The 11,677-nt window shown below is 55.9% G+C and carries 14 protein-coding genes; 4 read left to right on the top strand and 10 right to left on the bottom strand.

Annotated elements, in window-relative coordinates; all coding sequences use genetic code 11:
* Nucleotides 1–110 precede the first annotated feature (110 nt).
* The 3 genes from ABJP42_RS18395 to ABJP42_RS18385 form a co-directional block, all read right to left on the bottom strand.
* On the bottom strand, nt 111–845 hold the full coding sequence (locus tag ABJP42_RS18395; protein WP_348342993.1) for a metallophosphoesterase family protein: 735 nt from the start codon (nt 843–845) through the stop codon (nt 111–113).
* Nucleotides 846–975: 130 nt separating this feature from the next.
* On the bottom strand, nt 976–1,461 hold the full coding sequence (locus ABJP42_RS18390) for a hypothetical protein (RefSeq protein ID WP_348342991.1): 486 nt from the start codon (nt 1,459–1,461) through the stop codon (nt 976–978).
* A 293-nt stretch (nt 1,462–1,754) separates the two neighbouring features.
* The gene (locus tag ABJP42_RS18385; protein ID WP_348342989.1) at nt 1,755–3,014 is read right to left on the bottom strand and encodes a nucleotide sugar dehydrogenase; all 1,260 of its coding nucleotides are present in this window, start codon (nt 3,012–3,014) and stop codon (nt 1,755–1,757) included.
* A gap of 294 nt (nt 3,015–3,308) precedes the next feature.
* Between ABJP42_RS18385 and ABJP42_RS18380 the strand changes: the two genes are divergently transcribed.
* Nucleotides 3,309–4,475 (top strand): nucleotide sugar dehydrogenase, encoded by a 1,167-nt coding sequence (locus ABJP42_RS18380; protein ID WP_348342987.1) that lies wholly within the window; start codon nt 3,309–3,311, stop codon nt 4,473–4,475.
* Between the two features lie 36 nt (nt 4,476–4,511).
* Here the strand turns inward: ABJP42_RS18380 and hpaH are convergent, their stop codons facing one another.
* The 5 genes from hpaH to ABJP42_RS18355 all read right to left on the bottom strand — a co-directional run bounded on the left by hpaH (nt 4,512) and on the right by ABJP42_RS18355 (nt 9,116).
* Nucleotides 4,512–5,312: a 2-oxo-hept-4-ene-1,7-dioate hydratase gene (hpaH, locus tag ABJP42_RS18375; protein ID WP_348342985.1), complete on the bottom strand. Its 801-nt coding sequence runs from the start codon at nt 5,310–5,312 to the stop codon at nt 4,512–4,514.
* On the bottom strand, nt 5,309–6,166 hold the full coding sequence (locus ABJP42_RS18370) for a fumarylacetoacetate hydrolase family protein (RefSeq protein WP_348342983.1): 858 nt from the start codon (nt 6,164–6,166) through the stop codon (nt 5,309–5,311). The genes hpaH and ABJP42_RS18370 overlap by 4 nt, the downstream gene beginning before the upstream one ends.
* 65 nt (nt 6,167–6,231) lie before the next feature.
* Nucleotides 6,232–7,083 (bottom strand): 3,4-dihydroxyphenylacetate 2,3-dioxygenase, encoded by an 852-nt coding sequence (hpaD, locus tag ABJP42_RS18365; RefSeq protein WP_348342981.1) that lies wholly within the window; start codon nt 7,081–7,083, stop codon nt 6,232–6,234.
* Nucleotides 7,084–7,200: 117 nt separating this feature from the next.
* A complete protein-coding gene (hpaE, locus tag ABJP42_RS18360) occupies nt 7,201–8,715 on the bottom strand; it encodes a 5-carboxymethyl-2-hydroxymuconate semialdehyde dehydrogenase (protein ID WP_348342979.1) in 1,515 nt (504 codons plus the stop codon).
* Nucleotides 8,712–9,116 (bottom strand): 5-carboxymethyl-2-hydroxymuconate isomerase, encoded by a 405-nt coding sequence (locus ABJP42_RS18355; RefSeq protein WP_348342977.1) that lies wholly within the window; start codon nt 9,114–9,116, stop codon nt 8,712–8,714. The genes hpaE and ABJP42_RS18355 overlap by 4 nt, the downstream gene beginning before the upstream one ends.
* A 92-nt stretch (nt 9,117–9,208) precedes the next feature.
* Here ABJP42_RS18355 and ABJP42_RS18350 point away from each other — a divergent pair, with 92 nt between their 5' ends.
* Nucleotides 9,209–9,334 (top strand): hypothetical protein, encoded by a 126-nt coding sequence (locus ABJP42_RS18350; RefSeq protein ID WP_348342975.1) that lies wholly within the window; start codon nt 9,209–9,211, stop codon nt 9,332–9,334.
* Between the two features lie 178 nt (nt 9,335–9,512).
* Here the strand turns inward: ABJP42_RS18350 and ABJP42_RS18345 are convergent, their stop codons facing one another.
* The gene (locus ABJP42_RS18345) at nt 9,513–10,478 is read right to left on the bottom strand and encodes a DNA-methyltransferase (protein ID WP_490363236.1); all 966 of its coding nucleotides are present in this window, start codon (nt 10,476–10,478) and stop codon (nt 9,513–9,515) included.
* Nucleotides 10,479–10,755: 277 nt separating this feature from the next.
* Here ABJP42_RS18345 and ABJP42_RS18340 point away from each other — a divergent pair, with 277 nt between their 5' ends.
* The gene (locus ABJP42_RS18340) at nt 10,756–11,163 is read left to right on the top strand and encodes a hypothetical protein (protein ID WP_348342973.1); all 408 of its coding nucleotides are present in this window, start codon (nt 10,756–10,758) and stop codon (nt 11,161–11,163) included.
* Nucleotides 11,160–11,555: a hypothetical protein gene (locus tag ABJP42_RS18335; RefSeq protein WP_348342971.1), complete on the top strand. Its 396-nt coding sequence runs from the start codon at nt 11,160–11,162 to the stop codon at nt 11,553–11,555. The genes ABJP42_RS18340 and ABJP42_RS18335 overlap by 4 nt, the downstream gene beginning before the upstream one ends.
* A gap of 17 nt (nt 11,556–11,572) precedes the next feature.
* Here ABJP42_RS18335 and ABJP42_RS18330 read toward each other — a convergent pair.
* Nucleotides 11,573–11,677: integrase core domain-containing protein (locus tag ABJP42_RS18330; protein WP_348342086.1), on the bottom strand; the 105-nt coding region annotated here is incomplete at its 5' end.

Raw genomic sequence — 11,677 nt, 5'->3', positions numbered from 1 at the left:
GGTATCGGAGGCTTGGAATTATGACAAGGTGGCGGGTCACTTTGTCGCCAAAATTTCGTGTTGGCCAGAAGAACGAGTTATTTATTGGGCAAGTGCACAAATGGGGATCATTAGGTGTTTGTTGAAATGAACAGCGGTTCGGCCTCTGGCCTAAAGTAGGCAGCCGTCAATCTGCCTGTTGCATAGGCTCCGGTGTCGAGAGCGATCCGGCCGCGCGATGTGTTAGGCCGATCCTGAATCACATGGCCATAGGCGACCCAAATACCATCCTTGCGCGGTGTCTTGTGAAATTCGGGGTGCCCCCAGATCAAATCTGAGGGGGTTTGGTATTCAGGTGGGGCTGCAGGATTCGCCCCGGCATGAGCGACAAGAACATTGCCAGATTGATAGCAGGGCAACAATTCGTTTAGGAATTTGATCAGATCAACGCCCATCTCCAACACAAGCGCATCGCGGTAGTTCTCGAGTGCCTCGGGCGAGGGGTTGGGCTGAACCCCGGCAATGTTGAAGGAAGCAAGCGTCTGCAAACCGCCATATTGCAGCCAGCGAGAGCCATGCCGGAGAGGATCTGCAAGAAAGTTCAGCAGCATGTCTTCGTGATTGCCGCGCAGGCAGATCAGATCGGGGTGCTTACTCAGAAACCGTAAGACGCCCTGGCTGTCTTCGCCGCGATCAATATAGTCCCCAACCAGAACAACCTGCGCATCAGGAGGCAGTTTCTGCAGCAGCTCTTGCAACAGATGCAAACAGCCATGAACGTCACCGATCACTGCCAGAGGCCGCTCTGAGGCAGGAAGGGGGAAGGCTGGCTGACCACGCAGTTTTTGCACTAGTTTCGAAAACATACGGGGGTGTTCGCTCTCGCTTCTGGGTTGGTCATATGAAAAGGGGCCCGCGCGGGGGCCACCTCTCATAACTATTGCAGATAAACCCTAGTGGTGCCTCGGGCAACCATTGCCGTATTGGACTGCAGGCCTAGGCGCAGGATCTTACCCCCATTCTGATCAGCTCAGTGCCTTTCATCTTATAGACACCTGCAATCCGATGGCGCCCTTCCCGCATGAACCAATCCCGCAGCTGCGGGGGGTAGTAGTTTGCCATAACTTGCGAGAAATAATCAAACTTTTGCGGGCTCAATCGGCGTCCGCTTTTGGAGGGGCCGTGAAAGCCAAAGGTAGTATTGGGGTCAACACAGGTGCCGGCCAGCCCGAGGAACATAGTGCAGGTCGAATAGCAGACGCGCCCCCGAATCTGTACCCGGGTGCCGTTGCGTTGCAGGTTGCCCAGCTCAATCAGCCGGTCGTGCAGGTAGCCGCCGCGGTCATTGCCAACCACATAGGTGCCCCGCTGGGCGGCCTCGGCGGCGGTCACAGGAACGAGTAGTGTCGACAGACCCAAGGTTGCCACCGTGGCAATCTTGCGAAGTCCGGCGAAGGAAAGTGCAGAATTGAGGAACGACATGGTCAGATCTCCGATGCAGAAAAAGGCGTCGGAGTCTGGATAGGAAGGCGAGGGGGCCCTGCCGGGGCTGAAGGTGTGGCGAAAATGCGGAGCTTACTGCTAGTTTTTCAGTAATAAATATTAAGTTTTATTAATAGCTTGGATCGGGCCTTAACATTTAGGAGCGCTCTTGCCGCTTGCTGCACTGGGTTGGCTTGGCTGTACTATTAAGACACTCAGCCGCCAGAGGTGGGCGTGATCTTTAGCAGTCGTGAAGGGTTTTGGCAGAACCTCCGGGGTGCCGCCCCAAAGGTTTACAGACGCAGATCAGATGCTTCGGGTGGCAGGATGTACTTTAGATCATAGAGCACAGCGCCTTCGGCTCCAAAGGCGCGGATATCGCTTTCCTGCATCTGGGTGAATTCCCTATGGGCCACGGCCAGGATGATCCCATCATAGCTGTTTGGTTCTGGCTGGGACACAAGTGTCAGCCCCAAAGCATGCTTTGCGGCAGCGGGATCGGCCCAGGGGTCGTGCACATCAACACTGAGACCGTAGTCTTCCAACCCGCGCACCACATCCACAACGCGGGTGTTGCGCAGATCGGGGCAATTTTCCTTGAAGGTCAGCCCCATGACTAGCACGCGTTTCATGGGCTTGCCGCGTTGGACCAGGGCCTTGATCATTTGCTGGGCCACATAGGTTCCCATACCGTCATTCAGCCGCCGCCCTGCCAGCAGGATATCGGGATGATAGCCGAGGCTTTCAGCCTTATGGGTCAGGTAATAGGGGTCGACCCCAATGCAATGGCCGCCAACCAGACCGGGGCGAAAGGGCAGGAAATTCCATTTACTGCCGGCCGCTTTGAGGACAGCTTCGGTGTCGATGCCCATCCGATTGAAGATCATCGCCAGCTCATTGACCAAGGCAATGTTGATGTCACGCTGGCTGTTCTCGATCACCTTGGCGGCCTCGGCCACTCGGATGCTGGGGGCTAGATGGGTGCCGGCAGTGACCACCTCATTGTAAAGCGCATCAACGCGCGCGGCCACATCCGGGGTCGAGCCAGAGGTCACCTTGGTGATGTCCGCCAGGCGGCGAGTCTTGTCGCCGGGATTGATCCGTTCTGGCGAGTAGCCGACATGAAAATCCTGATTGAAGCGCAGACCGGATTCTGCCTCCAGCATTGGCACGCAGTCTTCCTCAGTGGCGCCGGGGTAGACCGTGCTTTCATAGATCACCAGATCGCCGGGTTTCAGAACTGCGCCGACAGTTTTCGAGGCCGCGAGCAGGGGGCGCAGATCCGGTCGGTGGCTGGCATCCACAGGGGTAGGCACGGTGACGATATAAATCCTAGCCTCGGAAATGGCGGCGGTATCAGAGGTGAAGCTCAGTTCTGTGGCCGCTGCAAGCTCTTGCGGTGATGCCTCGCCTGTCTGGTCGTTTTGGGCGCGCAGCTCGGCGATGCGGTTCTGGTCAATGTCGAATCCCAACGTGGGGCGATTTTGTCCAAAGGCCACCGCCAGGGGCAGGCCAACGTAGCCAAGGCCAATGATACAAATCTGATCCAGCACGATGTGCTCCTGCTCTTTTGACGACTCTTTTGACGCCGGGCCTGTCTTCTTGATTGCAAAAAGCGAGGCCTGAACCACGGGTTTTTCCTATAGCCCTCATTGTGACGCGCTGCCAGCCCCGCAGTGCTGCCGATGTTTCTTCTGTTTCAACTGATGAGAGGATGAGCAGTTCTGGCTTTTGAGTGCACAAAGGGCTTGAAACCGAAGAAAACTTAGTGGTTTCAGTTTGGCATGCTTGGAAGTTTCGACTAGAGGTGGACCTGCTTTGGTAACAAGAAATTTTGTGGGTGTGGAATGAAAATTGCAGTAGCGGGCATTGGTTATGTTGGTTTGTCAAATGCGGTTTTGCTGGCGCAGAACCATCAGGTGACAGCGGTGGATGTGACCCAGTCGCGGGTTGATCTGCTCAACGCGCGCCAAAGCCCAATTGTGGACGCGGAGCTGGAAGCCTTTCTGGCAAAGGAAACGCTTGATCTGACCGCGACCATGGATGCGGAGACGGCGTATAGCGATGCGGATATTGTTATCGTTGCGACGCCAACCGATTATGACCCAGACAACAACTATTTTGACACCTCCAGCGTAGAGGCGGTGATCACTCAGGTGCTCGCGGTCAACCAAGCGGCCACAATCGTCATCAAATCGACCATTCCGGTGGGGTTTGTCCAGCGGCTGCGCAGTGAGCTGGGCACCCAGAACTTGATGTTCTCGCCAGAATTTCTGCGCGAGGGCCAAGCGCTTTATGACAATCTGCATCCCTCGAGGATCATTGTCGGTTCACAAAGCGGCGCGGCCCGGGGATTTGCCGATCTCTTGCTCGAAGGCGCGGTGAAAAAGGACGTGCCTGTTCTTTTTACCGACCCGAGCGAGGCTGAAGCCATCAAGCTTTTTGCCAATACCTATCTCGCCATGCGGGTGGCGTTTTTTAATGAGCTGGACAGCTATGCCATGGCGGGGGGCATGGAGGCGCGCCAGATCATCGAAGGCATCGGCTATGACCCTCGCATTGGTAGCCATTACAACAATCCCTCCTTTGGTTATGGCGGTTATTGCCTGCCCAAGGATACCAAGCAGCTGCTCGCAAACTACTCTGAGGTGCCGCAGAACTTGATCCGCGCTATCGTGGATGCCAACCACACGCGCAAAGATTTCCTTGCGGATCAGATCATCGCCAAATCTCCAAATGTGGTGGGCATTTACCGGCTGGTGATGAAGGCGGGGTCGGATAATTTCCGCCGCTCCTCCATCCAGGGCATCATGAAGCGGATCAAAGCCAAGGGGATCAAGGTGGTGGTCTATGAACCGGTGCTGCAGGAGGATGAGTTCTTTGGCTCGGCGGTGATCCGCGATCTGGCGGCCTTTAAACAGGTTTCGGATGTCATCGTCGCCAACAGGGTGACCGATGACATCCGTGATGTCGAAGGCAAGATCTTTACCCGCGATTTATCTGGCACAGACTAGGGCCTAGACAGGGGAGTACGGGGCAGGGGGATCGGATCAGGCAAAGTTGATATCGACCGAGCCAAAGGGGCCAAAATCGGCAGAAATCTCGCTGCCGGGCGGGCATTCGACGGGTCGGATAAAGCTGCCCGAGAGGATCACCTGACCCGGTTCAATGCTCTGGCCGTATTGCGCCATGCGCCGGGCCAGCCAGACCACGCTTTCCACCGGGTCATTCAGCACACCGGCGCCAAGGCCGGTTTCCTCAACCTCGCCGTTGCGCGAGGTGATGGCCCCGACCCAGCGCAGGTCATGGGCATCGACGGCGTGGCGATCGCGGCCCAGGACAATCCCGGCATTGGCGGCATTGTCGCTAATGGTGTCATAGACCGAGCGGGTCTGCCCGGTTTCCGGATCGGCGCGCAGGATCCGCGTATCCAGGATCTCGATCGAGGGCGTCACATAGTCAGTGGCGGCCAGGACCTCTGCGCGCGTGACATCGGCGCCGCCAATAGGGGACTTCATGACAAAGGCGATCTCGGCCTCCATGCGGGGTTGAATAAACCGCCCAGCGGGCACGGTTGTGCCGCTCTCAAACAGCATGTCGTCAAACAGGATGCCGCTGTCGGGGATATCGATATTAAGCGCATATTGCATCGCCTTGGAGGTGAGGCCGATTTTCCAGCCGATCACCCGGCGGCCCGCGTCGAGTTTGGCACGGTAGATGGCGTTTTGCACCGCATAGGCATCATCCATGCCCATTTCCGGATGGCGTTTGGTGAGCAAGCCGATCTGTTCGCCGGTCGCTTCAGCCTGGAGCAGATCAGCAGCGGCGCGGGCATGGTCCTGCGGAGTCATATTAGCACCTCGTCCTCAACACCGTTGCTGAGGGTGCCGATGCCTTCAACTTCGATCTCGACCACATCGCCGGGTTTCAGGTAGCGCGGCGGATCAAAGCGGGCGCCGGCCCCAGTAGGGGTGCCGGTGATGATGATGTCCCCGGGCTGCAGCGTCATGAAGGTAGAGATATATTCGATCTCGCGCCTAATCGGGAACATCATCCGCGACAGCACATCATCCTGACGCACCTCGCCATTCACCCGGGTTACGATGCGGGCCTCGTCGAGCTGTTTGGCATCAGTGAAGGGTACCAGCCAGGGGCCCATAGCGCCGGATTTGTCCCAGTTCTTGCCCTGGGTGACGTTGAATTTGGCATGGCGCACCCAATCGCGAATGGTGCCCTCGTTGCAGAGCGTCAGGGCCGCGATATGGTCATAGGCATCTTCTTGGGAGATCCGTCGCCCCCCCTTGCCAATGACAATGGCAACTTCGCCTTCATAGTCCAGGGTGTGGTTTTCCGGCGGGCGCTGCAGATTTTGCCCATGGCCGGTAAAACCACTGGCAAAACGCGGAAACAGCGACATGTATTTGGGCTGGGCGCTGCCGTCTTTGTATTCGGCGTTGCGATCTGGGAAGTTCACCCCAACACACAGAATGCGTGGCGCATTGGGCAGCACCATTTCATAGGTGAAATCCCCATGTGTAACTGGCAGTTCGGCGGCGCGCTTTTCCAGTTCCGCCAGGCCATCCGCGGCAATGACATCATAAAGCGTCGCCCATTGCGGGCAGGCGGTGTTGAGGGCAATCATGCCGTCATCACTGACGGCGCCATAAAAAACGTCGCCCTCGGCGCGATAGGTTGCAAAACGCATCTGGTTTCTCCTCAAGGGGGCCATGTCGCGCTGGCCTTTGATAGTCGTCGATTGGCCCGGTGGTATTAAACCGGGAAAATCACATTGGTCTGGCCGGTGCCGGAGGATGGAAAATACTCCGTCACCATTTCGCATTTACCCGCGTATTGGTCCCAGCCAAGGGCGCCGTAGAGCATGGCCGTGTCATGCATTGAACCTTCGCCGCAGCAGAACTGGGCGTATTCGCCGAGCATTTTCAGGAAGGTGGCGTGATCGCCCTGTTTCCACATCTCCAGCACATGCAGGTCCATCTGACGGTTGAATTCTGACGAGATGGTAAAGGTGCCATTGTTGGCAGCATAGTCCTTATTGGCCCAGATCTTATGGCTGAGCGACCCAGAAGCCACCAGCAGCACCTTTTCATCCGAGGCCTCGATGGCTTCGCGGATCGCCTCGCCGACAATGCGGCTCTCATCATGGCCATGTACTGTGGCCCAGGCGGCAACCGACACCACTTTCATGTCATGTTCCCGACTCATGAAGCGCAGTGGCACCAGGGAGCCATATTCCAGTTCCAGACTGTCAAGTTGATGACAGAGCGTATAGGCGCCCCGGTCAGTGGCGGATTTGGCGATGGCCTCACCCAGCTCCGGGTTGCCGTCATAGGCATAGGGCAGGTTCTGAATGAATTGGGGGAATTCATTGGAGGTGAACAGTCCTTCAAAACGGGTGTTTGCATTGATGTGAAAGCCGGCGTTGATCACCCAATGGGTGTCGCAGATCACCACGGTGGTGGCCCCCAGCGCCTTGGCCCGGCGCGCGATTTCCGCGTGGCCATCAATGGCGGCCTGACGTTTGCCTTTGATCGGTCCTTCCTGCTCTGACATGAGCATGGTGGGGACATGGGTCATTTTGGCGGCAAGAACGATTTCACCCATGGGGGCTCTCCTTTTGTTAGGCGGTTAGACTGAGCTGGGGAGGGGCTGGCCCCTCGATTTCAAATTTGAAATCTCACCCCAGGATATTTTTTGCCAAATGAAGCCGGGTTCAGGTCGTCAGATCGAGGCGCCCAGGCGAGTGATCTTATGCTGACCGGTGGCAAAACCGATGTGCTTTTGCTCCATATAAAAGTCAAAGCTCCAGTCACCGCCGTCGCGGCCGATGCCGCTGGCCTTGACCCCGCCGAACGGCGTGGGCAGGTGGCGGACATTCTCAGAATTTACCCAGATCATCCCAGCCTCGAGCTGATCGGTGAAGCGCAGGGCGCGGGTGAGATCATTGGTCCAGAGATAGCCGGTGAGCCCATATTGGGTGTCATTGGCCAGCTCCAAGGCCTCTTCCTCGGTGCTGAAGGGGATGGAGGTGAGCACAGGGCCAAAAATCTCTTCCTGGGCGATGCGCATCTGGTTGTGGGCACCGGTAAAGAGGGTGGGGCGGACGAAGTAGCCCGTGTCGCCCAGTTTGGTTCCACCCGCAGCGACAGTGGCGCCGTCTTCGACTGCGATGTCGAAGTAGGAGGTGACCTTGTTGTAGTGTTCTTCGCTGATCAGCGGGCCGATCTCAGTGCCGGGATCCAGCGGGTGGCCTACCTTGATCTTGTTGATGCGCTCGATCAGTTTTGCCTCGAATTCTGCGCGGATGCTGTCTTGCACCAGCAGGCGCGACGAAGAGGTGCAGCGTTCGCCGTTGATCGAAAAGATCATGAAGATCACCGCATCGAGCGCGCGATCTAGATCGGCATCGTCAAAGACGATGACCGGGTTTTTGCCGCCCAGTTCCAGATGCATGCGTTTGAGCGTATCGGCGCCCTGTTTGGTGATGATGGAGCCGGTGCGGCTTTCGCCGACAAAGGCGATGGCCTTGATGGCCGGGTGTTCGGTCAGGCGTTTTCCCGCATCATGACCAAAGCCATTGACGGTGTTGAGCACGCCGGGGGGCAGGCCTGCCTCTTCGGCGATTTCCACCAGCAGGCGGGCTGTCAGCGGGCTGTCTTCGGCGGGTTTGTGGACCACGGTGCAACCGGCTGCCAGAGCCGGGGCGATTTTCCAGGTCGAGAGCATGAACGGCGTGTTCCAGGGGGTGATGACCCCGACCGGACCGATGGGTTTGCGGGTGGTGATGTTCAGCAATGTCGGCGATTGCAGGTGCTGACCGTCGCGGGCCTGCACCACCTGATCGGCAAAATAGCGGAAGTTTTCGGCCCCGCGCAGGGCCGCCTTGGACATGAACTTCAGGGTCTGACCAGTGTCCCAGCATTCACACAGAGCAATTTCCTCGGCGCGGGCTTCGATGCCTTCGGCGACGCGGATCAGGATCTTCTTGCGCTCGGTCGCGGGCAGATCGCGCCAGGCTGGAAAGGCTTTCTTGGCGGCCTCGGCGGCGGCGTCGATATCGGCGTCCGAGCCGCGGGCCACGTCACAGATAACCGATTTGTCCACCGGAGAGATCGATTGGAAGGTGCCAGCGGAGCCGGGGCGATCCTCACCGGCGATCCGGTTCAGGATGCCGCCGTCCTGAAACCGGGCCAAAAGGGCGCTCAGTTTGGCGATATTGTCATTCAGAACAGTCATGAGGAAGCCTCCTGGTGAGAGCGGTTCAGATGGTCCCGGATAGAACCGGTTTTTGGCGAAAGGTCTGGGTCGATGTCGCGCATCTCCAGGGAGAGGGCGATAGAGTTTTGGGCCATGGCTGCGGCCAGAAACTCCTGTGCGGCGTCAAAGATGCGCTGGGTTGCCGCTTGCTTCACCTCAGACGCTCGGCCCGCACGCAGGCGGATGGAGATGTCGACAAAGCCATGTTTGGGATCGCCATCGGCAATGGCGTAGTGGTCCACACGGGTGGCGCGTACCCGGATGCCTGCCAGGGGAAAGGTGTCGATCCTCGCTGCCGTGGCTCGGATGTGTTCGCAGAGGGCGGAGATATTCACGTGCTGCTCCAGATTTGCCGAATAGTCGATCTGAAAATGGGGCATGCCACATCCTTTACTTGTTAAGTAAGGCGAACCTAGGGGTAAGCGGATCTGGAGTCAATTAATATTTAACATCGCAACTAGTTTTGGTGCCAATGAGCGTCAGCGTCTATGAGATGTTGGAATTTGATGTCGAGGTCGAAAGGGCAGACCTTTCGGCGACATTGCAGCGGCTCATGCAAGAGCACTTTTCTAATTTTGTGGTCACTGAAAACGACTAGCATGTCGGCCATAAAAGTGTTTCCAATATCTGCCCTGTCCCTTCGAGAGAATGAGCAAGGCACGCAGAGCGATTGTGTCACCCATTGTATCCGGGAAGCATTGCCCTAGCGCGGGCAACGTCTAGAAAATTGTCCTGCGGTTTCAACGTTTCCTAGATCATAGCCTAGGAGGAATCGCTTAAGTGGAGACCGTGTTTAACTTCAGATGAGCTGGTTCTGCGGCTGAGCACTTTTTGATGCGTTCTGCTGCTATGTTTGTGTAATCTTGGTTGAGTTCGATGCCCAGAAATCGCCGATCCGCCTTTGCGGCAACAAGCCCAGTGGTTCCTGTACCAAAAAACGGATCCAACACTAGATCACCTGGCTGACTCGTCGACAAAATGCAGGGACTGACCAGGTCTTCTGGAAACGTAGCAAAATGGGCGTGTCGACATGGTTGAGTAGCTACTCCCCAGACCGACCTTCGATTTCGGCCGTTTTGTTCTCTGGTGGTATTCTGGTCGTAGAAGTACTGCTTTGACTTACTAAGCATAAACAACTGCTCATGAGCACGAGTGGGCCTATCTCTAACTGACTCCGGCATTGCGTTTAATTTGTGCCATATGATTTCTGATCGCAAGAACCAACCGTTTTCTTGAAGTGCGAAGGCCAACCTCCAGGGCAGGCCAAGTAGATCTTTTACCTTTAACCCTTCAGGTGTGGGTGGCCGAACCGACATCTGGCGTGCGGGATTCTTCTTGTCTGCGCCGCGGGACTTTCGGTTTCCGCTTGTGTAGCTATCGCCTAGATTGAGCCAAAGTACACCGCCGTCTTTGAGAACTCGATTTACTTGTGAGAACACGCCAACGAGCTTTCTGATGTAAGCGTCGAGTGACCCTTCAAGCCCAATTTGGCCGCAGATACCGTAGTCTCTCATTCCCCAATAGGGTGGAGAGGTGACCACGCATTGGGCCGAGCCATCTGGAATGAGCTTGAGGCTATCAATGACGTCACCTTGAATAATCAGGTCGTGCAAATTTTCCCTTTGCGACAGGAATTTCGCCTGGAGGTGGGCTAAATCTGATTGAGCATTTCTGTCCACCAGTGCAGATCCATCCATACCGTTCGTACAGGCTAAGTACTTGTCCTTAAAAACATCCAACAATAAATTGGCTCCTTTGTAATCACAAAGAATGTACGGCTTGCCGATTAAACAGGGGTTTCAGTTTAGTGTGGTTTGTCCCTAAAGAAATAGGTCTTTAGTCTTTGGATGGCCGCATCCGATTGCTATCCTTGTTATGATCACATGACCTCCTTGGAATGGGTTTTCCGGTGAAATCGTTGGCGGTTTCGCGCAGTTAGTGGTTGTGCTATGCATTGTTTTTCCAACGTGTTCTTCACCAGCAAGTTGTGCTGGTAGCCAAAACACAAAGGAGAAAATCATGGCAAAGAGAGAAAGTTGCTTCGCAAAACGTCAGCTGGGGATCAAGATTTCGACAGCGGCATATGGCGTCTTAGAGCGCCGAGCAGGGGACCGAAATATGTCGCCAACCACTCTCGCAAGATGGTTGCTACTTGACCGACTTGGTTATGAGGGTGAAGTCGTATTTCGGGGCCCGCGGCGCAAAAAGGTCATCAAGCCATTTAGTGCCGAGTATAGAGCCGGGATTTCATTGCTGCAGGAACTCCAGCTGATCAGAATGCGGCTGGATCAGATTTCACCTCCAAGGAAAAAGAGGAAGCAACCCCCAGTGATTGTAGGAGATCCCGAAGAAATTGCGACAACACTACATGATGCACAAGCCCTGTTTCGCCGCGTTTTGGCTTCGATGTCGAAAGCCGAAAAATGATAGTTAAGTCTTCCAGGATTTCAAGAGGGCGTACCAAGGCCTTGACTTCTTACTTTAGCAAGAAAGGGGAAAACCGGTCTGTCTGGTGGCGTTACGGCGGTGTTGATGACATCGCTTGGATGGCTTTACCGGCCCAGATCACAGGTCAAGTTTTTGAAGTGCGCCATGTCATTGTCGGTCCAGAAATGGAACTGTCGATGTCAGATTTGGCTGCAACCACAAAGGCAATTTGTGACGAGTATGGCGTCTCTCACCTAGCAAGGGGGCAGGCCTGCATTGTCGAGCATGTGAAAGCAAGGGAAGGCCAGGTGAAAGCTGTTCCTCATTTTCACCTACTACTTCCGGAATATGACATTGGAACGGAACGGGTCATGGTGAGCAGCCCCACTTGAGTGGTCCAACTTGAAAGTTAGTGCATGATTGGCCTTTGGTCCATCGGAACGATGGCCTCTGGCGCAGGTGGGCGGTAGCCCAATGCACTATGGGGTCGTTTGGTGTTGTAATGGCTCCTCCA

The sequence above is a fragment of the Pseudophaeobacter sp. genome, from assembly GCF_039971195.1.
In the GTDB taxonomy this organism is placed as follows: domain Bacteria; phylum Pseudomonadota; class Alphaproteobacteria; order Rhodobacterales; family Rhodobacteraceae; genus Pseudophaeobacter.
This window is presented reverse-complemented; position numbering and strand designations above follow the sequence as displayed.